This window comes from Desulfoconvexum algidum (assembly GCF_055382125.1).
In genome coordinates this window covers 2,432,289-2,456,933 of record NZ_AP042394.1, presented here as the reverse complement: position 1 = coordinate 2,456,933, position 24,645 = coordinate 2,432,289, and the positions used below count along the sequence as shown (strand labels likewise).

17 protein-coding genes and 1 pseudogene are annotated in these 24,645 nt (G+C 38.7%); 12 read left to right on the top strand and 6 right to left on the bottom strand.

The features are described from left to right. Positions 1–153 precede the first annotated feature (153 nt). From ACZ45G_RS11200 to ACZ45G_RS11190, 3 genes are read left to right on the top strand one after another with little or no spacing between them, the layout of a single operon-like run. Positions 154–660, top strand: coding sequence for a zinc ribbon domain-containing protein (locus ACZ45G_RS11200; protein ID WP_464178065.1), 507 nt, complete (start codon positions 154–156; stop codon positions 658–660). Then, a complete protein-coding gene (locus ACZ45G_RS11195; RefSeq protein ID WP_464178063.1) occupies positions 650–3,562 on the top strand; it encodes a tetratricopeptide repeat protein in 2,913 nt (970 codons plus the stop codon). Before ACZ45G_RS11200 ends, ACZ45G_RS11195 begins: the two co-directional genes overlap by 11 nt. A 2-nt stretch (positions 3,563–3,564) precedes the next feature. Then, positions 3,565–3,999 carry a hypothetical protein gene (locus ACZ45G_RS11190; protein ID WP_464178061.1) on the top strand — a complete coding sequence of 145 codons (435 nt, stop codon included), beginning with the start codon at positions 3,565–3,567 and terminating at the stop codon, positions 3,997–3,999. A gap of 65 nt (positions 4,000–4,064) precedes the next feature. On the opposite strand, the gene ACZ45G_RS11185 is transcribed toward ACZ45G_RS11190, so the two are convergent. Then, positions 4,065–4,370 (bottom strand): PEP-CTERM sorting domain-containing protein, encoded by a 306-nt coding sequence (locus tag ACZ45G_RS11185; protein ID WP_464178059.1) that lies wholly within the window; start codon positions 4,368–4,370, stop codon positions 4,065–4,067. Positions 4,371–5,157: 787 nt separating this feature from the next. On the opposite strand from ACZ45G_RS11185, the gene ACZ45G_RS11180 reads away from it, so the two are divergent. From ACZ45G_RS11180 to ACZ45G_RS11155, 6 genes are all read left to right on the top strand, one after another. Beyond that, positions 5,158–7,737, top strand: coding sequence for an ATP-binding protein (locus ACZ45G_RS11180; RefSeq protein ID WP_464178057.1), 2,580 nt, complete (start codon positions 5,158–5,160; stop codon positions 7,735–7,737). A 570-nt stretch (positions 7,738–8,307) separates the two neighbouring features. After that, a complete protein-coding gene (locus ACZ45G_RS11175; RefSeq protein ID WP_464178055.1) occupies positions 8,308–9,051 on the top strand; it encodes a substrate-binding periplasmic protein in 744 nt (247 codons plus the stop codon). Between the two features lie 656 nt (positions 9,052–9,707). Beyond that, positions 9,708–10,781, top strand: coding sequence for a cache domain-containing protein (locus tag ACZ45G_RS11170; protein WP_464178052.1), 1,074 nt, complete (start codon positions 9,708–9,710; stop codon positions 10,779–10,781). A gap of 416 nt (positions 10,782–11,197) precedes the next feature. Beyond that, a complete protein-coding gene (locus tag ACZ45G_RS11165) occupies positions 11,198–13,732 on the top strand; it encodes a PocR ligand-binding domain-containing protein (protein WP_464178050.1) in 2,535 nt (844 codons plus the stop codon). Positions 13,733–14,287: 555 nt separating this feature from the next. Further along, entirely contained in the window at positions 14,288–14,491 is a 204-nt protein-coding gene (locus ACZ45G_RS11160) for a cold-shock protein (RefSeq protein WP_464178047.1), read from the top strand. A 126-nt stretch (positions 14,492–14,617) separates the two neighbouring features. Then, a complete protein-coding gene (locus ACZ45G_RS11155) occupies positions 14,618–14,974 on the top strand; it encodes a YkgJ family cysteine cluster protein (RefSeq protein WP_464178045.1) in 357 nt (118 codons plus the stop codon). A 489-nt stretch (positions 14,975–15,463) separates the two neighbouring features. On the opposite strand, the gene ACZ45G_RS11150 is transcribed toward ACZ45G_RS11155, so the two are convergent. Then, a complete protein-coding gene (locus ACZ45G_RS11150; RefSeq protein WP_464178043.1) occupies positions 15,464–15,604 on the bottom strand; it encodes a hypothetical protein in 141 nt (46 codons plus the stop codon). Positions 15,605–16,351: 747 nt separating this feature from the next. On the opposite strand from ACZ45G_RS11150, the gene ACZ45G_RS11145 reads away from it, so the two are divergent. Further along, positions 16,352–17,218 carry a uracil-DNA glycosylase family protein gene (locus tag ACZ45G_RS11145; protein WP_464178040.1) on the top strand — a complete coding sequence of 289 codons (867 nt, stop codon included), beginning with the start codon at positions 16,352–16,354 and terminating at the stop codon, positions 17,216–17,218. A 796-nt stretch (positions 17,219–18,014) separates the two neighbouring features. Then, positions 18,015–19,346 carry a hypothetical protein gene (locus ACZ45G_RS11140; protein ID WP_464178038.1) on the top strand — a complete coding sequence of 444 codons (1,332 nt, stop codon included), beginning with the start codon at positions 18,015–18,017 and terminating at the stop codon, positions 19,344–19,346. A 113-nt stretch (positions 19,347–19,459) separates the two neighbouring features. On the opposite strand, the gene ACZ45G_RS11135 is transcribed toward ACZ45G_RS11140, so the two are convergent. The 4 genes from ACZ45G_RS11135 to ACZ45G_RS11120 form a co-directional block, all read right to left on the bottom strand. Then, positions 19,460–22,381, bottom strand: coding sequence for a UvrD-helicase domain-containing protein (locus ACZ45G_RS11135; RefSeq protein WP_464178036.1), 2,922 nt, complete (start codon positions 22,379–22,381; stop codon positions 19,460–19,462). A 110-nt stretch (positions 22,382–22,491) separates the two neighbouring features. After that, on the bottom strand, positions 22,492–22,791 hold the full coding sequence (locus ACZ45G_RS11130; protein WP_464179925.1) for a DUF6794 domain-containing protein: 300 nt from the start codon (positions 22,789–22,791) through the stop codon (positions 22,492–22,494). Positions 22,792–22,833: 42 nt separating this feature from the next. Continuing rightward, on the bottom strand, positions 22,834–23,076 hold the full coding sequence (locus ACZ45G_RS11125; RefSeq protein WP_464178034.1) for a YheU family protein: 243 nt from the start codon (positions 23,074–23,076) through the stop codon (positions 22,834–22,836). A gap of 15 nt (positions 23,077–23,091) precedes the next feature. Then, complete coding sequence (locus ACZ45G_RS11120) at positions 23,092–23,802, bottom strand: TY-Chap2 family putative peptide chaperone (protein ID WP_464178032.1); 711 nt, start codon at positions 23,800–23,802, stop codon at positions 23,092–23,094. A 328-nt stretch (positions 23,803–24,130) separates the two neighbouring features. Between ACZ45G_RS11120 and ACZ45G_RS11115 the strand changes: the two are divergent. Next, positions 24,131–24,403: pseudogene (locus ACZ45G_RS11115) on the top strand (class II fructose-bisphosphate aldolase); the annotation flags it as partial. Between the last annotated feature and the right edge of the window lie 242 nt (positions 24,404–24,645).

Genomic DNA, 24,645 nt, shown 5'->3' with positions numbered 1-24,645 from the left:
CCTGTTTCATTTTTAATTCATTTGAATTTCAGTTCTCCTTTTGATAAGTTGGGTTAGAAAACTGATCTACCTTCTCTATTCTTCTACTGAACAGAAATTACTCAGAACCTTGTCGTAACTGATTTATTACCTTTGAACCACGGGAGTAATAAAATGGAATGCGCAAAGTGTGAGTTTATAAATCCGGACGAAACAAAATTCTGCGTAGAATGCGTTGGCATACTGGAGAAAAAATGTCCCGGATGTGGCCATCTAAACCAGCTCCAGTTTAAATTCTGCGGAGAATGTGGACATTCCTTTGAAGGAAACGATCCTCCTATAGACCTTTCTGAGCCCCAGTCCTATTCTACTGATGAAGCAGAGATCGCATTGTCTATGAGACCTTTCCCGGAGGCTGTTTCAACTATAGCAGAAAGAATGAACCGGGATGAAAATGATCTTGGAGATACCCTGTATCAGATGTCAAAAAAGGGACTGATCCTTCGTTTTAAAGAATCGGAAGAGATTGCTTATTATTTTTTAGCCCCCTGGATGGTTGGTATCTGGGAGTTTCAAGTCAACCGGTTAACGCCAGATAATATAAAATTGTATGAAAAGTATTATCAAGAAGGCATGGTGCCGATGAACAAAAAAGCACGAGAGGTTCTTTATGAAAACTGACACCATTAAAATAGACGTGGATAAAAACATTGTGGTGCAAAAGGCCAACCAGGAAGGTTTTGTCATAAATACCGCCAAGGCCGATGATATCCATCAAAAGCTGCAGCAACTGGACGACCGGCATATTGCCGTATTGCTCCAGGTGATTAATGAACAGGGCGACAATCTGTCCGATATTTTCAAAACATTGCTCAATGGTGTGGCATCCCAGAAAAACGTGGTCCATGGAAATATTGAGGCAAAAAGTGTGAAAATGGGCGATGAAATTCACTATCATTTTTACCCGAAAGAAAAAACGCATCTCCCCAAAAAACTCACCTTAAGTATTCCAACGCTTTCACCGGGGGTAATGGTTGGTAGAACAAAAGACATGGATGAACTGCGGGACCTTCTGGTCAACAACCGGCAGGCCCTGGTCCTCAACGGTTTGGGCGGGATAGGAAAAACCACTCTTGCCCAGGGTTATGCTGATAAGTATTGGGAAGAATATAACCATATTGCCTGGGTTACCCAGATTCCGGACAACTCTTTTCTACTGAACTTTATCAATGTCGATGGTTTGCGGAAAAATCTTGGTATTCGTCACGAATTCACTGACCCTTTGGATATATTCAATGAGATGGTGCGAAAATTAAATGCCCTAGAGCGCTTTCCCAACCTGTTGATACTGGACAATGTAAACGATAGCATTGAAAAATATAGAGATAGGTTACCCAGCGCACCGGAATGGCACCTCTTGCTGACCTCAAGGCTTGAACTCTCAGGCTTTTCCCTGAAACGGCTGGATTTTTTAAACCCGGATGATGCCTTTCTGCTGTTTAAAAAACATTACCCCCTTACCGAACTGAACGATACACAGATACAATCCCTGGTAAAAAGTCTTGACTACCATACCTTGTGTATTGAAATACTGGCCAAAATGGCTGTACATCAACGGTATGATTTTGAAATACTGGAAAACGCCCTTAATGCCAATGCGGCGGCAAACGTAAAAATCAATCGCCCTGGAAGCGCTAAAATCGAAAGGATCACCTCTTTTTTAACCACTGTTTTTTCATTGAGCCAACTCAATAAAGATGAAATATGGCTGATGCAGCAGATCGCCTGCCTGCCTTCCGAATATCATTCTTATAACCTGCTGCTCCAGCTTATCGAACCTGAGACAGGCAATAGAAAGGAAATTTTTGCCCAAACCCTGAATGAATTGTGCCAAAAAGGCTGGCTCCTTAAAAATGAAGCCATTGACAGCGTCAAAATGCACCTTGTGATTGTAGAGGTTATAAAGGAGGAACAACCGCCAAACCTTTCCCTAATTAAAACTCTCATGGAAAACATCATCACACGGTTGGATATTGACCAGACCAAGGATAATCCAATAGATAAGTTTCCTTGGATACCCTTTGGAAGATCCGTTTTATCGGCTATAGAAAAACAAACATCCCTTTCCCGGGAAGAAGAAAATAAGGCCGCTGAACTTCAAAATAATCTGGCACTGGTGCTTCAAAACCTTGGGGAGTATGAAGAGGCCAAAACCCTCCTGGAAAAGGCCGTGAAGTCTTCTGAGAAGAACTTTGGCAAAGACCACCCTTCAACGGCAATCAGCTATTCAAATCTGGCACTGGTGCTTCAAGACCTTGGGGAGTATGAAGAGGCCAAACCCCTCCTGGAAAAGGCCGTGGAATCTGATGAGAAGAACTTTGGCAAAGATCACCCTTCAACGGCAAATAGCTATTCAAATCTGGCAACCGTGCTTCAAGACCTTGGGGAGTATGAAGAGGCCAAAACCCTCCTGGAAAAGGCCGTGGAATCTGATGAGAAGAACTTTGGCAAAGACCACCCTTCAACGGCAAGGAGCTATTCAAATCTGGCAACCGTGCTTCAAAACCTTGGGGAGTATGAAGAGGCCAAAACCCTCCTGGAAAAGGCCATGAAATCTGATGAGAAGAACTTTGGCAAAGACCACCCTTCAACGGCAATCAGCTATTCAAACCTGGCACTGGTGCTTCAAGACCTTGGGGAGTATGAAGAGGCCAAAACCCTCCTGGAAAAGGCCGTGAAGTCTTCTGAGAAGAACTTTGGCAAAGACCACCCTTCAACGGCAAGGAGCTATTCAAATCTGGCACTGGTGCTTCAAGGCCTTGGGGAGTATGAAGAGGCCAAAACCCTCCTGGAAAAGGCCGTAAAGTCTTCTGAGAAGAACTTTGGCAAAGACCACCCTTCAACGGCAATCAGCTATTCAAATCTGGCACTGGTGCTTCAAGACCTTGGGGAGTATGAAGAGGCCAAAACCCTCCTGGAAAAGGCCGTGAAATCTGATAAGAAAAACTTTGGCAAAGACCACCCTTCAACGGCAAGGAGCTATTCAAATCTGGCACTGGTGCTTAAAGACCTTGGGGAGTATGAAGAGGCCAAAACCCTCCTGGAAAAGGCCGTGGAATCTGATGAGAAGAACTTTGGCAAAGACCACCCTTCAACGGCAAGGAGCTATTCAAATCTGGCACTGGTGCTTCAAGGCCTTGGGGAGTATGAAGAGGCCAAAACCCTCCTGGAAAAGGCCATGAAATCTGATGAGAAGAACTTTGGCAAAGACCACCCTTCAACGGCAATCAGCTATTCAAATCTGGCACTGGTGCTTCAAGACCTTGGGGAGTATGAAGGGGCCAAAACCCTCCTGGAAAAGGCCGTGGAATCTGATGAGAAGAACTTTGGCAAAGATCACCCTTCAACGGCAAATAGCTATTCAAATCTGGCAACCGTGCTTCAAGACCTTGGGGAGTATGAAGAGGCATTGAAACTCTCCGGTAAGGCCGTGGCTGTTTTTGAAAACATCCTGCCACCCGGTCATCCAAATATTTCAAAGGTTAAAAATAATTATAATTATATCAAACAACAAATGGGGTAATCATGGAACCGATCAGTACATTTTTAACAGTAGCCTTGGGTTATATAATAAAGGGAGCCGCCCAGAGCAGCGCTGCAAAATCTGCAAAAGAGGAACTGTTAGGCAGTTTCTGGCAATGGATTCGCCCCCGCTTTATAAAGGATGTCCCCGATATTGAAACAAATCCTGATACTGCAGGGACTCAAGGTGGTATCGAAGAAAAACTGATGGGTTTAATTCAGGATGAAAACTTTTTCAATGAACTTGTGAACCGGGTAAATGAACTGCAGCAGGAGGGTATCCGGGAGAAAAATATTGTCTTTAAAGACATTAAACGGGTCAGGAAAATTAGAATCGGAGACAGGGAATATCATCCAAATAAGCCCTTTGACCGTATGAACATTGTTGAGGGAAACATCGAGGATGCAGATGAATTTATCCTTGGCGACGGGCATTAGAACAGACTGCAAAAAAAACAGGGCCATTTTTGACCCTGTTTCAAACCTGATGATAGACTGAGATGTCAGGCTGATCTGTTGCTATTTTTTCTGCTGATACCTGCAACCCCCTGGATACCAAGGCCAAGGAGGAGCACAGTCGCCGGTTCTGGAACAGGCTCACCAATTGCTGCCGCAGCTTCTCTAAAAATGATGTCGTGCCCAACTGCCGACGGGTGAAAAAAATCCTCTTCCCAAAACAGATCGATCCACTCTTGTGTTTCCACTTGATATAGATTAATAAGTGAAAAAACATCCATCTCAAAGAGGTTGATATCATCGTGGTTTTCACCAAACGCTGCAAGGATAGCAGCAAGTTCATCATTAAACACATTTGTCCATGCAGAAGCTGACGTTGAATCCAGCAGTGGGTTGAAAAAAAACGGGAGCCAGTCCAATATTCGGCAAATTTGGAACAAGAAAGTCCCGGGCACTGACTGAGAACAAAGACTCTAGGGCGATACCGATATTTGCCGCTGCGGTAGTTGTGCCATGTGATTGTTCTCATAATTAAGATTATAATATTTTATATCAAATAATCAAATAAAAAAGTTATAATACTGCATGAAAAATGGATCTATATAATTATATATCATATTGAAAAACAATTGGAGTGGAGTTAAGATTAAGTATCCAAAAGTGGAGTATCCAATCGCCAAAATTGTCATGGATACCAAAAGAATACATGACCGGTTCTCTGAATCAAAATTGATGCCTATCATGCAATCAACTTCATCTCCAATAAAATTTACAGCAAGCTTTTTTAATTTGACTTCAGGCTATCCCATATAATTTAATTTTAAATCTGAGGATGAAAGATTTGCCCATACCAGATATGGTATTCTGGAAATATCTAAAAAGCCCGGACTGGTGAAAGAAACGCTCGGTAAATAGGGGGATTTGACTCCTGACAGCTAATACCATATATACTCGGTAATATTTTTTTTGCCATGGATAGCTTTTTCCTGTATTCTAAATTGAATCTTGCTACCCCTCTTTTTTTAAATTATCTTCAAGTACCATTAAAATCTTCAATATTGAGAAAGAGATAATGAGGTTATGTATTTTTAATATGGAAGATTAATAAATACGAAAAGGAGAAGTAATCCGGAAAAACATATGAAATTAAAAAAAGAAATTCAGACATGTTCTCGATTGATATTGCTTATGTTTTGCTTTCTCTTTTCTCTGGGTATGTTTGCAGGATTGCCAAGTGTGTCTGGGAAGGAAGCGACACATCAAATTAATTTGACCGATAATGAGAAAGCATGGCTTAAAGAACACCCAATCATAAAACTCGCACCAGATCCCGAGTTCAAACCTATTGAGTTCTTTGATCAGAAAGGTTTTTACACAGGTATTGCGGCTGATTTTGCTCAACTCCTTGAACAAAAACTCGGCATAAAGTTTGAGGTCATCCGATGCGCAAACTGGGATGATGTCACCCAACGAATTAAAAACCGTGAGGTCGATGTTTTAAATGCAGTGGTCAAAACACCTCAACGTGAAGTATATCTAATATTTCCTACACCGTACTTGAAAATCCCTTCTGTTATCATTACAAGAAACAATGTAAATGCCCACCTCTCATTAGATATGCTCGAAGGTATGAAAGTTGTCATGGTCTCAGGTTATGGCTATGTTGACCTAATCCGTATCAAATATCCCAAATTGAATATAGAGTTAGTACCGGAGCTAAAAACGGCTTTACGAAAAGTCTCTTTTGGTATGGTTGATGCCTTTGTTGGCGATCTGGCAACAACGAGCTTCTATATTGAATCAGAAGGGATCACAAATTTAAAACTTGCCGGAGAAACAGATCCACCCAATATCTCTGGATTTGCTGTTCGTTCTGACTGGCCTGAATTAAGCAATATTTTGGAAAAGGGAATGGCCCTAATTACCGAGGATGAGAAAAAATCCATTTTTAAAAAATGGATTCATCTGACGGTAGAACCCGGAATGGCCATGCAAGAGATTAAAAGATATTCACTCATAATTGCATGTATAATTTTAATTCTAATTATATGCTTTTTGCTTTGGAATCGACAATTGAAGCGTGTGGTAAATCTTAGAACTGAAGATCTCAGAAAAGAGATTGAAGAACGTAGGCGTACAGAAAAAGCTCTGGGGCAAAGTGAATCCTACCTTCGGACATTGATCCATACGATCCCGGAACTGGTCTGGTTAAAAGATAAGGATGGAATTTATCTTTTTTGTAATTCCAGATTCGAAAGGTTCTTTGGCGCCAAAGAAGAAAAAATAATCGGAAAGACAGATTATGATTTTGTTGACAAATCGTTGGCTGATTTGTTCCGGGAGAATGATAAACTGGCAATGTTCAAAGACGGCTCCAGCATTAATGAAGAGGAAGTCACTTATGCCGATGATGGACATCATGAAATTCTTGAAACTATAAAGACACCAATGTATGACAGCGATGGCCAGCTTTTTGGCGTGTTGGGCATTGCTCGAGATATTACGGAGCGTATGCAAGCAGAGAAAGAAAGAAAAAAATTAGAAGGGCAGCTCCGCCAATCTCACAAGATGGAAGCAATTGGTACGCTTGCTGGGGGTATTGCCCATGATTTTAACAATATTTTATCCTCTGTGTTGGGATTTACAGAACTCGCAAAATTGGGTGTCAGCGGCAACAAAGATGTAATAAAGCATCTCGACCATGTACTGACTGCTGGTATAAGAGCCAGGGATTTGGTCAAGCATATATTAACATTCAGCCGCAGGGCAGACGTGCAAAAAGGCCTGGTAGAGATCACACCCTTGATTAAAGAGTGTTTAAAATTTTTAAAGGCTTCGGTTCCGAGTAATGTAGAAATCAAACAATCGTTTGATGCGGAAGACAGCGTTATACTGGCAGATCCGACTCAGATTCATCAGGTTCTCATGAATTTCTTTACTAATTCAGCTTATGCAATGAAAAATAAAGGTGGTGTGCTTGATATTCGACTAAAATCGATTGAGATCCAGGTTAGTGAAATCTTTCAAATAAACGAATTAAAACCGGGCCGGTATATTCAATTGACGATCACAGACACCGGCTGCGGTATCCCAAAAATGGCTATTAAAAGAATTTTTGAACCCTTTTTCACTACCAAAGAACGTGGTGAGGGAACTGGCATGGGCTTGTCGATAGCTTATGGAATTATCAAGGATATGAATGGCGCTATTACAGTTCATAGTGAACCCGGTCTGGGAACAACCTTTCAGGTGATAATTCCAGAACATATGGGTGAGCCTGTCACAGGTAAAGTTACTGTTGACAAACCTCTCGCAACAGGAGAAGGCAGAATCCTTTTAGTAGATGATGAAGCATCAATTGTTGACTGGATATCCCAGATACTTTTAAAACTCGGATATAAAGTCACTGGATTGAGAAGTAGTCTGGAGACATTTAAATTATTTAAACAAAATCCTAATGATTTTGATCTGGTGTTAACAGATATGACAATGCCCCACATGAACGGTATTGAATTATCAAGGCAGATTATAGCACTAAGGCCGGATATCCCGATCATTCTCTGTACGGGTTTCAGTGAAGGGTTAACATCCCAAATTCTTAAAAATAATGGTATTGTTGATATGATCATGAAACCTATGATCGCCAGCGAGCTCGCCCAGACCGTTAGCAGGGCTTTAGACAAGGGACTGAAACACGACTATGCAAGAAAGCAATCTTAGATGATAGATTATCAGGCCCTGACTAAAGGGTATATTGTAAGCTGAAACCTTCGTGTGATTCTCCCCCTCCCCCAAAAAAAATACAAGGTTAAGCCGTTTTTGAGTGAGTTTTTGTGATAGTAGAAAAGTGATAATAGTGTATAATGGCTCAGGATGAATCCCTATTTATGGGCGTTCAGTGGTATTTTAAAGACTCAGTCCAGACAAAATTTGGGAACCCCAATATGTGGTATATGACACTTTTTCAATTTTGAATTTTTGATTCAATTATATAAGCCACGAGAATCATCGCCGGGCATTTTCTCATATTACACTTACTAATATATAGATCACATTTTGGCAGATTCTTGGAAAATAATTTCCGGGGCCTGAACCAAAATCCGCTTACTCTCCAATTAAGTTTACAGAAGAGTTTGTCTCTTTGAGTCTGCTTCTTTCCCATATAATTGAATAGCGCTTTACACAAAGTTGAAACGCTGATACTGATTTATAGATTACAAGTCTTTAATCGTCGCATGTTGGATACCCGTCAACGTCAGGAGATGATTTAAACAAGGAGGACATCGTATAATGAAACATGCAAGAATGGTGATTGTTGTGGTGCTGTTTCTGTGGTGCGGCATGTCTGATGCTCAGGAGATTATAGTGGTGACAGAGATTTGGGAACCCTATAATTTTGTCAAAGATGGCAATGTAATCGGTATTTCGACGGAAATTGTCGAGCATACCCTTCAACAGGCGGGAATGACTATCAAGGATGGAAAAATAGGGGTTTATCCATGGGCGAGAGCGTATGCGATGGCATTAGAAGATGAGAATGTGTTAATCTATACGATCTTGCGCACCGAGGATCGGGAGAAACTGTTCAAATGGGTTGGCATGTTACTTCCGTCAGAGAAATTTTATTTCTATAAACATCGCACCCGGTCGGATGTCGTCGTCAAGACGCTTGATGATGCCAAACAGTATCAAATAGGGGTCTTGAGAGACAGCATTCATGGACAATTTCTCACCGCTAACGGCTTTCCCAAGGAATCGTTGGATGGTGTCTCCGATCAGGTGCTTAACTTGAGGAAACTGCTTTATGATCGCATTGATCTGATTCTTGATGTTGAGGCCACGCTCAAAATTCGGACACAGGAACAAAATTTGCCATTGCCAGAATTCGAACAAGTGCTGTTTTTGTTCGAGCATGGCTATTACATGGCCTTTAGTCAGAAGACTTCCGATACCATTGTTGAACGAGCGCAGTCAGCATTTCAGGAAGTTCAGACGAGTGGCATCATCCAGGAGATTCTGGAAAAATACAAATAACAGATGGGTGTGAAGAGAGAAAAAGCGGCTAACAATGAAGGGCTCAAGTGGATGTGATCTTGGCAAAACCTTCGTTAATCAACTACTGGTGCATCGGCTGGCAAAACTGATGTTACTCTATATAAACCGAAACCAAGAGCTTATGATATCGCACATTCCAATTAATATATCAACTTCATTTCAAGAGATTTTGAAAAAATATTTCTCGGGTTTTGAGCACTGTCTACTGTATCCGCAATAAAATTTAATGCGGGTTTTGGTTTTTTTGACTTTGCTTCCGGCTATATATTGTAATTTGTAATTTCTAATCTGAAACTGAAAAATCTATTCATACCATATCTTGTATCATGACAACTCTTAAAAACCCCGAACTGGTGGATGAAGCGCTCGGTAATTTATTGGATTTGATTCCTGACAGATAATACCATTAAACACCACAGAAAATTCAATTTATTAGGAATTATAAACGGTCCGCCACACGTTATAAAACTCACCCACCCCTTGACGCAAAACACCCATCACTATTTCTTCTTATCGCTGCCTGTTTTGAAATTACAACCGGTAACCAAACTACCATAAGCCCTCTCTTTAATTTTTTGCAATAATAGAGATTTCCATGTATTATGATTCATTTTTGAGCTTAAAGGGAGAACCTCTTGAAAATCGGAAATATATCTATAGAAAAAAACAAAATTCGTTTTTACTATTACATTGGTTCTATTTCATCAATACTTATTCTTGTGATACTGCTTTCTATGATCTATTCACGAAGCCTAAATAATGAATATCTTAAGAAGATAGATCAGCTTTCTTCAGGCATTATTAGAGAGAAAAAACAATTTTTACGAAATGCTGTTGAACGGACCATTTTTTCAATCAAAACCGAACGTGAACTCGTTCAAAAGATATCTGTTCCTAAAAATCTTACCCCAAAACTGATAGAGGAACTTAGTATTAAAAGAGTTAGCTCACGCATTCGCAATCTAAGATTAATTGATGATGGCTATGTGTGGGTAAACCGTATTGTTGATTATAAAGGGGGGGATAAATATGCAATCAGGCAGATTCACCCTAACCTGCCAAATACGGAAGGGGATTGGCTTTCTACAGAAACAACAGATATAATGGGTTACAAACCATATGAAATCGAACTGAACGGTATCAAAAAAGATGGTGAAATTTTTTTTGAATATTATTTTAAAAAGTTAGGCTCTGAAAAAATTGCACACAAGATGTCATTTGCCAAGCTTTATGAGCCCTGGAATTGGATTGTTGCTACTGGTGTTTATTTGGATGATGTAGATCAATTAATCCAATCAGAAACCGTAGATATGAAAAAGACGTTAAAGATTCAAAGAATGTATTCATTTTTTATTGCTGCTGTTATCATGCTCTTTTCCTCCTTAATCTTAATTCGATTTGAAAAACAGATTAGTCATCTAATTTCTTCTTACGAAAAAGATATCGACAAATACACAAGCAACCTTCTAAGAGAAAAAGAAAAAACAGAGATCGCCCTGGCAGAAATTAAGCAACTTAAAGGATTGCTTCCCATCTGCTCTTATTGCAAGAAAATACGAGATGATAAAGGATACTGGAATCAGATCGAGGGTTATATCCAGGAACATTCGGATGCAAAATTCAGCCACGGCATTTGTACTGAATGTTCAGATAAGCTTTATGGCAATGAAGACTGGTATATTGAAATGAAAAAAAAGAAGAACAAATGACAATTCTCGGACAGTCTAAAAGCGAGTCTTTTGTATATATTTAAACCGTTTTGACCGTTTTTTTAGGGCGACTATTTGAAAAAAGATATATCCAGTGAATTTGTCAACGACATAGAATACTTTTATATCATCATAATTCAGAAGGAAAGCGGATGAATAATTTTAAATTTTTGCAATTCCCAATTGTCTAATATAATATATTCTCTAAAATTGCCTACAGATATGATTTAAAAGATTGATTACAGAGACAATAAATTTTTCTGACAGAATGTGAAACTTGGGAGTTTCCATTGGTGCGTTAGGAAATTATGTCTTAAAAGATTCTGATGGAAAACTTAAATACTGATTTTTAAAACGAAAAAAAATTAGGCAAGCGTAAGAATGCTGAATAAATGTCTTTGGGGAAGAGGGGAACAGTGGATACTTGGAAAAAAGAATGCGGTCTTTCTGATGACCCGTACGCATTTAAAGATTTGGTTGATATCGAACGATTGAGGGAAACTTTCGAGCATTTTTCTCAACTGACAGGGTTTACGACTGGCCTTGTTTCCTATCCGGAACAGGAACTGCTAATAGGAACAGGATGGCGTGATATCTGTATGAAATTCCACCGTGCCTGCCCGAGTTCGGAAGTGCATTGCAAACAGAGTAATCTGGACCTGACGTCGAAATTAGAGCGGTTGGAAGAATTGAGCATCAGGCCCTGCAAAAACGGTCTTGTGGATGGTGCCACACCAATCATCGTTGAAGGTATGCATTTGGCAAATCTGTTTACCGGACAGATTCTCTTGAAAAAACCAAATATCGACCGGTTCAGAAAACAGGCAGAAGATTACGGTTACGACTTAAAATCCTACCTTAAAGCACTCAACGAAGTGCCTGTCGTTAACGAAGATAAGTTCCGAAATGTGATGTTATTCCTTTGCGATATGGCTGTTATGTTGGCCGAAACCGGATTGCGTGAGCTACGATTGCAACAAATGGAACGTAAGCGTAAACAGGCTGAAAAAGCCTTAAAGGAAAGTGAACTCAAGTATCGATTGATGGCTGACAACGTGACTGATGTTATCTGGGTATTGGATAAGGACTTAAAGTATACCTATATTAGTCCATCGGTTCGAAAGTTGCGTGGATACGAGCCTGATGAGGCTATCCAAATTCCGTTCGATCAGGTATTCACCCCTACATCGTATCAAAAAGCAATCAAAATTTTTTCTGAGGTGATAGGCTGGGATAGCAAGCAGGAAGTTGTCTCGGATAAGTCAATGGTTTTGGAACTCGATGTAATCCGGAAAGACGGTGTCGTCATCCCGGTTGAGGTTAACACGTCTTTGCTGAGGGATGAAAATGGATTGTCTGCTGGTATCATCGGTATAACCCGTGATATCACCGATCGGAAGCGGACGGAGAAAGAACTACAAAAAAGTGAAGAAAAATTCAGAAGTATATTTGAGAATAAAGGGACAGCAACAGTTCTTTATGGTGAAGATAGAATCATTCGAGAGTGTAATGCAATGTTTGAAGAGTTGACTGGATATTCTAAATTCGAAATAATTGAGAAAAAGAAATGGTCAGATTTTGTTGTTAATGAAGATATGGAAAGAATGAAGACTTATCATAATCAACGTTTAACCAAGGGAGAAAGCCCTCCCTCTCAATATGAGTGCGGGATTATTAATAGGAATGGCGATGTTAGAACTGTTATTATTAATCTTAACTTAATTGGCGATAATCGGATAGTTACACTCACTGACATCTCACCTCGCAAGAAGGCCGAGAAAGAGCAGAAAAAACTGCAAGAACAACTAATACAGGCCCAAAAAATGGAAGCGGTTGGTACGCTGGCCGGGGGGATTGCCCATGATTTTAATAATATTCTTTCTGGTATTTTCGGTTATTCGCAATTAGCAGAAATGCATATTGATAATCGTGAAAAAGCAAAGATAGATATTAGAAATATAGTGAAAATTGCTTCACGGGCGACCCAGTTAGTTCAACAGATACTGACTTTCAGCAGGAAAACGGATTATGAAAAACAATATTTCAATTTATTTGTCGTTGTTAAGGAAGTTCTTACGCTGATTAGATCAACCATTCCGACAACAATAGAAATAAAAGAGAAAATTAATTCCAAAGCTTCAATTTTTGCTGATCCGATTCAAATGCATCAGATTTTAATGAATTTGTGTACAAATGCCTATCATGCCATGAGTGACTCCGGCGGAGAGTTGACAGTTAAATTAGATGAAACATATATACCTGATCCAAACAAAGTATCTATTTTAAATAAGGGTCAAAAATATATTGAACTTGAAATCAGTGATACCGGGCACGGCATGGATAAACATACTGTTGAGAAAATATTTGATCCTTACTTTACAACAAAAACCAGGGAGAAAGGAACAGGATTAGGGTTGGCAATGGTCCGTGCAATAGTTATGGATCATGGAGGAAGCATCAGCGTCAACAGTACCGTTGGCAGGGGTTCTACTTTTTTAATTTATTTGCCGATTATCGAACAAAAAAGTAACACAAGCATTAAAAGGATTCTTGATAAAAAAACTCCAACAGGTACAGAATCCATACTTTTTGTTGAGGATGAAGAGAATATCCGCTTTTCCATTCAGGAGTTTTTAGAAGGTCATGGCTATAAGTTGACGGTATCTGAAAATGGTAAAAAGGCTTACGAAGAATTTAAACGAGCACCCCAAGACTTTGATATTGTCATAACTGATATGGCAATGCCAAAAATGAATGGTGATGAACTTGCATTAAAAATTTTAAAGATACGGAATGATATTCCTGTTATCCTTTGTACCGGCTACAGTGAAAAACTCAATGAAGAACAATCAAAAGAGATAGGGATCGCCAGATATATCCATAAACCTATTGCTGGGAAAGAGTTATGCTTTTTGATCCGAGAGGTGCTGGATGAAAAAAAAAGTAATTGAAAAAATGCGTGATTCTAAGTATCAGTGTTAACCCTCAGACTATCTATCATCAAATGCTGGAATCTATTGTTCAAAAGGCGGTTATATTTTTTAGCAGTAGTGGGGGAAATCAGATTCCAGTGAAACCTATTTGTATTCATAGGGCTCAGTAGTGGGGGAAATCAGATTCCAGTGAAACCTATTTGTATTCATAGGGCTCAGTCCAGCCAGGTTTTGTGAAACCCAATATATGGTATATGGTCTTTTTCCAGATTTGAAATTTCAGTTAAACTATATGAGCCGCAGGCATCATCCCCGGCAATTTTCTCAGAATGTTTTTTATAATATATATAAAACACAGCAGCATTAACATTCCCAATGGATGACAATTTGATTATCAAAAAAATATTTAATGCTTGACTTCTAATCGGCATTCGTTTATTTTGTATGGATTGTGCCATATTGTATTGGCACATAGGTTTCCCTCCCAAGGTGTATATTCCCGACAATAAAAGCGGTGTTTCCCCCAAAGTTAGAAACTTGTATTTTTTTATTTTTTTTTAGGAGATTGCCAACATGGCGAACGGTATCGTAAAATGGTTTAACGACTCAAAAGGTTTTGGATTTATTGAACAACAAGACGGTGGAAAAGATGTGTTTGTACATCATTCAGGCATTAATACCACCGGTTTCAAATCCCTCAATGAAGGTGACAGTGTTACATTCGACATTGAAGAAGGCCAGAAAGGTCCTGCAGCAACAAATGTAACCGTGGTTTAGTAAACCGTTTTATTTGTTTTAAAATAAAGTCATCTTGATGACTTGAAAAATAAAAGACCCTGAACAGGATATCGTTCGGGGTCTTTTTATTTCTACGAAAGGCACTCATCATTTTCGCAGAGATCGATGTGGATAAAAAACACTAAAAGCCAAATAGAGAATTTTATATCTATGAAAATGTGTAAAGAATGCGCTGAATGTTGTAAAAATTATCCTTTAATAAGATTATCTAAAAATGAAATCAATTCATTAGAACTATTTACAGGATTGCATTTTGGTATACCCATAAACTCAAAAGGTATAGCATATGAAGGATATCTTTTGCAGTTTAAAGAAAATGGAGATTGTTTTTTCTTAAATGAGAATAATGGCAATTATTCTTGTGATGTGTATGAAGTGCGGCCAGAAATTTGTAAAAAGTATCCATCAAACCTCAGACAACAAGAAGCCTGCGTCTTAAATAGGGAAAAATTATTTTCCTGAATTTAAACAAAAATTATTAATAGATATTAAGGGTCTGTTCAATAGTATTTGCAGTTAACCGTTAGGTTAAAGGTCAAAATCGGCAGTTAAAGATTATTATCCAATCCTATATTTTCCCGGGTCTGAAATTGTACAAGATACCATTTGCTTTCTTAACGATTTTAAATAGAAAATATCATTGTTGGGAATGGCATTTCAAAGACTCAGTCAATACAAATCGAAGGCACCCCCACATATAGTATATGCCGGTTTTTCAACTTTGAAATTTCAATTCCATTATATGGGCCGTGGGCTTCAACCCAGGCTATGTTTCCATATTAAATTCAATAATATAAAAAATTGAGTTTTCCGATTTTTCCGACTCAACAATTAGTATCCTAAGGTGGAGTATTCAATAGCTGAAATAATTAAGGATACCGATACAAATCAAAACAATTTCACATTAAAAGCTTAAGCCATAACGCAAGAATGTTTGAGTCTTCATACTTTTTATATGATAGCATTTTTTAGAAATTTACGCATACGATAGTTCACATATTTTTGCCGATTTTCTCCAGTATTTAAAAGGCCTTTATCCTTTAACCAGTTTTCAAGCTCCTCCATTTCAATGGTCACTTTGAAAATAATCATTCTTTCTCCTTCGTATGTATGGATAAATTTATTCGCTCTTGTTTTCCACAAATCATATGTTGGCACGATTTCATCTAATGGATCATTCGAAGATTGTATAATCTTAGGGTATTCTTTCTTTGAGTACCAAGCATACCCTACTATATTCGGCCTCGAAGTGCCGTAAATAATGTTGTTGAGAATTTTAACTGGATAAAATACAACCTGTAGCATGAGAAGGATAAAGCGGATGCATATTTTTAGAAAGTTTTTCATGCCTTTTATAGCTAACAGGATAATCCTTCATTTTCAAATCAAAAATTTAATAACATTTTTTTAGAAACTGTCAATATGTCTTTTAAATAATCAGTACAGGAAATATAGCTCGCCCAAAATTTGATCTAAAAACGTTTTTCTGTATGCATCCAAGGCCATTTGATTTCACTCAATGATTAGTATCCGATTGAAGAGTATTCAATAGCTGGAATAATTAAGGATACTGATACAATTCAAAACAATTTTACATTAAAAGGTTGAGCCATAATCATGTATAGTTGATTATTGGCCTTTCCACAGTAATATCTATATTAACTGAATGGAATTTTCTTTACAATTGCTCATAAATGTTGCTATGGCATCATTTATTAAACGCAATCTTAAATTTGGATCCTATATCATGCAGATTCTCATGATATACATTTTATATCAAAACCTTGAAAGATATGCGGACAACCGGATAATTACCTGTTAAGCATCAAGGATGTGAGCGTGAATTCAACAAATTTCTGCAATATGGCTTGTATCAATGGAGATAATGTTCAAATTCCTGAATCTGGGAAGGCAAAAGAGTCAGACTTTAAGTTTTTAGAAGATGGTGACAGAGCTCTGTACATTGCCATGATTGGTAATACACAGGGAAAATGCCAAACCACCAAACATCATAAAGTAGCTATTGTTGGGCTATCTCCAGCGGATACCCAACTCAGGCAATTTACTAAAAAATATAACTATTCAGGATCATATGAAGAAGCGGCATTAGAAGCTGCATTTGAAGGACTGGAAAAAGACTTGGCGAGAATGATGAATGGTTTAGGAGTTACCAAAAAGCTTGGATTAGATGCTTTGCCAGATAATATAGACCTGAATAAGTGCGGTCACTTTTTAACAACCTCATTAATAAAATGTGCAAGTCTGACACTCAACGGGAGTTCGTCAGATTTTGACCCATGGAAATATGAATCAAATATCTCATGCATTACAAACAGATTTGTACCCGATATTTTATCAAATGACAGCATTTCATATCTGTTAGTGCTTGGAAATAAAGCCAAGAAAGCCCTGACCAAAAAGGTGTATATTCATGGAGTTACTGTACACAGATATCTTGAAGAACGAGGTAAGGAAATTGCGTACTTACCACACCCAAGTGGCGCTAATAGAGAATCAGTGGGCCTTGCTTCTTTAGATTTAAAGGAGTTTCCAAGCATGGAAGACCATCAGGAAAAAATGTGGGCCAAATACAAGGAAAAGCAACTCGCCAAAGGAAAGAAAGTTGCAGATGAAACATCATATAAACAGACTCGTGGTTCCCGATGGAAAGCCATAAATGAAATTCGTCAGATATTCGATGCTTAATAAAGCATTCCATCGGACAAACCACTGAATGCGGCGTTTCTATTAAGCATAGTGTCAGTCGAAGATTTATTACGCTCGACTCAAGGATAAGTATCCCTGTCTTGAGTGTTCAGCAGTCGGAATTGTCACGGATACCAAAACAATACATCACCGAAAATCTGTATTAATGTTGATGCCAATCATGCGAGAATCTTTGAGTTTTACAATCATGGAAACCCACGACATTACTTTTGTTATTGAACGCTGTTTTCAAGCACGGCCTTGTGACCGATAATACCATGATTGAACTCTTTTCACTCTTTGATTTTTCACCTCATTTTTATTCAAAGATTATCCTACTTTGCTCCTTGGGGCGTTTTCTTTAGCGCCGCAGACCATAGTTTTGCCAGGCTTTTTTTTAAGCGGTTGTGAATACCCCGTCTGCTTGCGGGGGGAGGCCTTATTCCAAATTGCCCGTGACGGATTCACCCTAAATGTCTAATGAAACCTAAGGTTGTACAGATCCAAGTCCTATTTCCTCGGCATGGATTTCAGATCCAATTTTTTTTTGGTGAACAAAACCGCTTCATTTTTTGGTATCTCTTTTCCCATGATTTACATATGGTAAATCGAAGATATTAATCTAATTTAAGGAGATCAAAATGGGTGGAGTTCCAAATGGACCAAGTACAACAGGCAACCCTTCTGGTGGAGGACGGGGGAACAATCCCCCTAGAGGCAAATAACGAAGTTTTAATTTAATTCATAGGCCTATGGTTTTCCATAGGCCTAACCTTGCAGAAAGGCATAGTCAATAATGAAATTTCAAACAGCATATCCGACTTTAGGCGAAGTCCTGCGTGTAATCGCTGCAGTTCTTGATTCAAAACCTAATGAAACAAATGATAGCTCTCACCCTCTCTATAGAATGGCAAAGAACTTAGATCGACTATCTAATGAAGGTGATTTTGATTATACGATAATAGACCCTCTGAGAGAGATTGTTTTTACGGCTCCCTTTAAGCCACATCCGGCATTTGAAGAATACCTTAAGTGGTTTGGCAAGACAGTACAAAACCGCTACATAGAATTGATCAAAAATGTGTCTCTGGCTGGTTTTAGCCGTAAGCAGAGTCTACCTTGGCTTATTGACTATTATTCTACGCTCTTTGTTTTTCAGTTTGTTGTTCAAAGACAAGAAACTTATCTTTCAGAACTTGATGCTTATAATATCTTTGTAGGTGATAAGCCTGTCGCCTCGACATTAAAATGGATGGAGCAAAAATATCCCGATTATAATAAATTCATAAAAGACTTTGGTATTCCAAAAACGAAATTAAACAAAATCAAAACTGCAAAAGATAATTATCGAGATTGGACCTCGGGCAAGGTAACCCCAAATTCTTCAAGTGTTTGGGGAAAAGACGGTTTGCTGACAAAGTTCTTTTCAGACTATTCGGTTGATGATGGTGATCAGGATATTATTAATGAGTCCCTCTATTTTTCGAAAGCTCTTCAAAATTTTTATGAAATGACTGTGAATTACGAATCAAGAGTGAATCTTATACTTATTTGTATGCAAAAGTTTCAACCTCTACAGGATTATGAGTATCTGAGGCAATTTCTTCCTTTTCCAGTAGAGAAAGTAACAGCAGAGATGCAGCCTTTACTTGAGTGTTCTCTGGGCCTCCTTGATTCACTTGTAAATAGAGAAAGCGCTATGACCGATCCGCAGGAGATGTTGAAATTAATAAAAAAAGCGGAGTCTGAGATTGAAAAAAAGAAAGAGTATAATCCAAACTGGTGGGAATTTTCACGTTTTCGAGGAATGTGGTATGTTTGCAACAGGCAAAACGAAAAGGCGATCCCCTATTACATAGATGCTGTCAATGGGGCATTATACTCTGGGTCCGAAAACGCCAGAAGAACACTTCGAGAGGCAGTTGCTCTTTGTTGCTATGCATATGAAGAAGGGTTAAGAAAAGTAAAGTCTAAAAATTTAAAATCTTTGATCAAGCGCCTTAAGAGTCAAGGTAATGCCCTGGGATTGCATCACCCTTGGCAATTGGATGCTAAAGGGGTTCCTGAAAAGGAGATTCAAATAGGAGTTTCATATTTTGGGCAATATTTTTCAAATAAAATGTTCTAACTAATTTTATCTAAAAGTTAGCAAAATTTTGAAGTGCTATAGTGCGACACATGTGTCTATAATTGAAGGGAGGCCCCTTTTATTCATAGAGTGTTCGATATTTTTGGTAAAGCTCAGTATAACTTTTCCGTATATTGGCATTCTGTCTTGCCATAATTGGAACACCCAAGGAATCGTCCATATTTACCGTGGCGCTCAACCATTATTCCATCGGAACAAGCTTTACATGCTTTGGCCGTATGATCACATTTCGGATTTCTACAATGATAATATGAACCATCTTTGATCATGGGAGCTTTGTTACAGACGGTACAGGTTCGGGTAGTATAAGTGCAAAAAGGATAATTCCCGCAGCCAAAAAAGAACTGGCCATCAGGCATAACCCGCATGTTGATTTTACCCGCTTTACAGACAGGACATTTTCCATAGTCTGGTGGAGCCGACTCCACCCCTTGTGTTAAAAGTTCATCAAAGTGATATCTGGTCTTATTTTCGGCAATTTCTTTTATGAAAGCCGATTGTTCTTCGACATCATAAAGAACGAAAGTATGATTTTTGGTCCTGGTAAGTGCCACATAGAAAAGCCTCCGCTCTTCAGCATATTTAAAGGGCTCTTCAGGTGGAAGGACGAGGTCAAGCAAGGGATCATCATTTAGCTTTGCCGGGAACCCATATTTAGCGTCATTAACATCCAAAATAATGACAAAATCGGCTTCCTTGCCCTTACTCCCATGGACCGTATCAAATTCGATTGTATATTCTATATACTGAGTTTTAAGGGTTTCAAGATGATCTGGTTTTGTAAATCCATACCGGCCAAGGATATACACGGTTGCCGGATTGGGATGCATCCTCCGTATCTGCTCCAGGCATTGTTGTACGGCTTTGCTTTTATCCTGGTAATACCCCACCAGCGTAATTCCATTTCCGGAAATATTTTTATGGGCAGTTATGGCTTTTTTGAGCTGTACCGGGTTTTCTGTGATAAACGTTTTTGAAAAGGCATTGATTTTATCATTGAACCGGAACGTTTTATCCAACAGAACCTTTTCCGTATGGCCAAAATACTTTTCGAACTTTCCGGTGTAATTGAGATCAGATCCGCTGAACCTGTATATACTCTGCCAGTCATCACCTACACATGTCAAAACCTTATCATTTCCATGATCGACAAGGGATTTTACCAAATCTGCTCGGATGGCGGATATATCCTGAAACTCATCTACAAGGATGTATTTAAAGCGTGGCTTATATTGCCCGGATCGAACAGAATCTGTTGCTTTCCGGATCATGTCACTGAAATCCACACTATTTGTGCGATTAAGTTCCGTAGTATATTCAAGCAGGATAGGTTCAAAGATATCTAAGAAAGCGTGACAACGGATTTTATCTTGGTGTTGGTTGGCTTTTTCTCTTACCATTTCAAGTGTGTACCCGGACTGCTTGTAAAGATCCAAGAAATTGACAATGAGCTTGGTGAGCTGAGTAGCTTTCTTCTCTTCTCCTATCTTATGCAATAATGCCAGAAGATCTTCAAATGACATAGGGGAGAACTGAACCCCTTTATTCTCAAGTTTTGTGTGTAGCAGGTCCGTGAGCGTACCTTCCTGCATTTCATAGCTGTAGGTTTCAACAAGAGAGGTCCCTTTTTCTTGGTGAAGGTTCCTTTTCCAGTCCATGCTCTGTTGATAAACCAATTCATCAACAAATGGGGCTGTTTTTCCGTTTCTGTTAATCCCAAAATGTTCAATATAAATGTCATATTCCAGCAGATAGAAATCAGGCTGGTATTGGGTCTTATCGGCAGAAGCAGTATCGTATTGATATTGTGTTTCGTATTGGTATTCGATACCGTTAACAAACAAAAAATCAGCGATAACAACTTCTTCAAAGCTTTTAAGCTGTTCCTGCTTTAAGGAGATCCTTCCAGTTCTCTTTTCTTCCCATTGGAATCTTGATTTAAGGGATCGGACATCCCCCTCCTTTAGAGCTGCGAAATATTCCCCCTGTTCCGTGTAATCAAATTCACTTTTATGGGGAATCAAGTGGGTTACAAAATAATCTATAACCCGCTGGTTGTATGCTGGATCTTTCTGGGTCAGTTCAGTGATTATACGGTTAATCAGCGCATCGAATTCAGAGGCATCTTCCTGAAGTTTGCTGACCCGAGGTTTTTTACCGGTTGCATTACCGATGATGTCCAGCCCTAATTTATGAAATGTACTGGTTTTAACGCCTTCAATGTTTGGCAGCTTTGCCTTGATCCTCTCATTGGTTTCCTTGCTTGCCTTTCTACCATATGCCAGGATCAGGATTTCATGGGGTTGGGCCAGGCCAGATTGAATAAGATAGCCTGTCTTTGCGATTATTACTGAAGTCTTCCCAGAACCGGCTCCTGCCAATACAAGGTTGTTATCCTCATTGACAACACATGCCATCCGCTGGTTTTCTGTCAGCGGGTTGTTTTCTACTGTATCAAAATAGTTTCTATACTTTTGGAGTTCTTGAGTAATGAACTTCTGATTTTGACCCTCCCGAAGGGAGTGGGCTTCGGAGACCAGATAAAGGTATTTTTTAACTTTTTTGCTCTCGTCATCTGGGAGACTCTGCAACGCAAATTCATTATTAAGCTTTTGATAGATCTCTGCACTTTTTCGTTTCCAGCATTCAATTGTGCTGTGTTTGACGTATTTCCCATTAAAACTGGTCTTAAAGGCATGATAGCTTTCAGGGATTAGTCTGCAATATGGTAAAAGTTCCTGTCGATGGAAATCTTGAATGCCGTTAATGATTGAATCAAAGGTCGTTTGGGCATCTCTATTCTTGATACCCGAAATTTTGAATTTATCATTTGTAGAAGAGGAAAAAACAATGTCAGTCCAGAAAAAGCTTTTATTCAGCTTTGGCCTGGCCGTAACACTAGCGTAATCAACGGTATCTGATCCAGATTGAACCGAGTATTCAGCAATTTTAGCTTTATGATCCCATCGGAATGTAAAGAGACGGTAGAACCAGCTAATAGGGATATCAATCATATTTTACCTTAGAATCTGAGAATATAATAAAAATGAAAGAACGAATGAAAAAGGAAGTGTATCCCGCTATCATGGATATTGCCAGCACAATCTTGAGTTTCAGGTTCGAATCAATATCCGTATTGATCTTTATCCCTGACCAATTTTGGTGGAGGAAATTTCTGTAACCTGTCCCAGAGAGCTTTGATTATAATTTCAGAAGCAGTGTCAATATCGAGATTCGGATTGCCTGAAGACTCTTTGCAATTCTCAAGCAATTTGGAATCCTTTTCCCACAGCCCGAATTCATTTCTTATACCCATACCAAGACCAAAATGAAAATTGATGAGACCCTCTTCTCTGGAGTTTTTTATCCGATTCTTGTCCTCAATGCCGAGATCAGAAAGGAGTTTGTTTACAGCTTCAGCTATGGTTGTGGGTTAATTTTTATTGTCATTCATATAGCGCCTCAATCAATTTTCAATACCCATCAGAGCAGGGTTATCGCTCTTCAAAATAGTACAGGTTTCAGATTTTTGGTCAAAAACAATAACAGCTTTTCCGGATTTAAGCTGATTAAGCACCTGGGCAATTTTTGTTTCCAGGGGTATTTCAACTTCTCCATAGTCAGTGCCATCACGGGTTACAAATTCTTCGATAACACCCTGAAGTGCTTCTGGACTTAATTGATCATGTGGGACTTTAATAGCGGTCATTTTCAATCAAATGCGTTAAGGTAATAAATTATTAGTGATTTTATATACAACTTCCGATATTTTTCTATTTTTTTTGTACAATTGAGACAGATCATATTCCTGTCCATTTTTATCCCATACGGTACCATTGGTCTCAAGACATAGTTTGGGATCATCATTTTGTTTGATAAACCAGAATCTATATGCTGGATTGTTTAAGATATCACTTTTTTCATTTATTCGAGCTCTTTCCTTTGCTTTTGGAAATTTATCAAAATCAATTAATATTCCATGGCTATATCCAGAAGAATCAAGATATCCATTTCTACATTCCCATTTATCTAAACTAAAAATTGTTTGATTCAAGATAGTGGATATAAATCTATACGTTAAAATTTCTGGTGAACTTGATGGAAGATGAACATTACAATCCAATCCAGCCATTCTACAAACTTTATCAAGAACTTTTTTAGGGTTGCTCTTTGAAATGAAATCTTCCCATATTTCAGGATATGAATCAATTGGACCGGAGTTTGATTTTTTCTTGTCATTTGCTTTGGACCATATGTGTAAGCTTCCACCCCGGTTGAAATCCATTATATGTCTTTCAGAATAATCGTATACAGACAAACAGTCATATTGACCGCTACAAGGATGGGTTTCAATTATTTTGAAATTTCCTGAGTATCTACGCATAAATTCAGAAACAATTTTCCAAGAAGCAATCTCAATGGTATGCCTATTCATTTTTCCCCGATCAAAAAAATTATTTGTCACCAATTTTTATAAGAAGTGAGTTGATTTCTGTCCAGGCATCTGTTTTTTTGGCAACTGGAGAGATTTCTTGCTTTAAAGCGAGTAACGCATCCCTAAGAATTTTTTCTTCATCAGTGAGAAGGGTGCTATATTTTTTGTCAAGAATATGTGAAGTATTACTTGATGTGTTAAATGCTAAATGATCAAGGAAAATTTCCTGAAGTCTTGCTGTTTCTGCTAAGGTGGAACCTTTGGAATTTCTACCCTCAAAACAAACCCAATCTAAATCATCTGACCAGAGTTCTTCAAACAGGGGGTTATGCCCGACGACCAGACCCCCCTGGCAAACATTGAACTCAATCCATTTGTTCCCGATTGGGCCGGCCTTGAAACAGAGGTAGGTGAAATCAATGGAACCCTCGGGCTTTCCACGGATGAAGAAGCTTTGTTTTTCATCCAGGTGTTCAATGCCCACAATATCTTTCCGGACTGGATTGCACTGAACAACGGCACCACCCACGGAATTGAACAAAGCGGCACCGGAATAGATGTCCAGCTCACCGCCCAGATTCATGAAGCCCTGTCGCCCTACTTGCAACACCAGTACCAATTGTTCCTTCTAAAATATCCGCTTAACAACCTAAATGCAATATTTTCTATTTCGCTTCATATCGTTTTTTTGGTTGGGACATTGATACCGGTATTAATTTATATTATTGCCGACGTCATTTTGATTGGGAAAGAGTTACTATTGAGAATCAATAAACATTAAAATAGTCGAGTGAGATAGATAAACTGATCCTCTCCATAAAAATGGAAGCACAGTTAAGCTTT

Coding starts and splice junctions, on each gene's coding strand:
- ACZ45G_RS11175 (WP_464178055.1), top strand. CDS start 8,308: ATGAAACATGCAAGAATGGTGATTGTTGTGGTGCTGTTTCTGTGGTGC.
- ACZ45G_RS11140 (WP_464178038.1), top strand. CDS start 18,015: ATGAAATTTCAAACAGCATATCCGACTTTAGGCGAAGTCCTGCGTGTA.
- ACZ45G_RS11135 (WP_464178036.1), bottom strand. CDS start 22,381: ATGATTGATATCCCTATTAGCTGGTTCTACCGTCTCTTTACATTCCGA.
- ACZ45G_RS11195 (WP_464178063.1), top strand. CDS start 650: ATGAAAACTGACACCATTAAAATAGACGTGGATAAAAACATTGTGGTG.
- ACZ45G_RS11120 (WP_464178032.1), bottom strand. CDS start 23,802: ATGAATAGGCATACCATTGAGATTGCTTCTTGGAAAATTGTTTCTGAA.
- ACZ45G_RS11200 (WP_464178065.1), top strand. CDS start 154: ATGGAATGCGCAAAGTGTGAGTTTATAAATCCGGACGAAACAAAATTC.
- ACZ45G_RS11160 (WP_464178047.1), top strand. CDS start 14,288: ATGGCGAACGGTATCGTAAAATGGTTTAACGACTCAAAAGGTTTTGGA.
- ACZ45G_RS11155 (WP_464178045.1), top strand. CDS start 14,618: ATGTGGATAAAAAACACTAAAAGCCAAATAGAGAATTTTATATCTATG.
- ACZ45G_RS11180 (WP_464178057.1), top strand. CDS start 5,158: ATGAAATTAAAAAAAGAAATTCAGACATGTTCTCGATTGATATTGCTT.
- ACZ45G_RS11125 (WP_464178034.1), bottom strand. CDS start 23,076: ATGACCGCTATTAAAGTCCCACATGATCAATTAAGTCCAGAAGCACTT.
- ACZ45G_RS11150 (WP_464178043.1), bottom strand. CDS start 15,604: ATGATTATTTTCAAAGTGACCATTGAAATGGAGGAGCTTGAAAACTGG.
- ACZ45G_RS11190 (WP_464178061.1), top strand. CDS start 3,565: ATGGAACCGATCAGTACATTTTTAACAGTAGCCTTGGGTTATATAATA.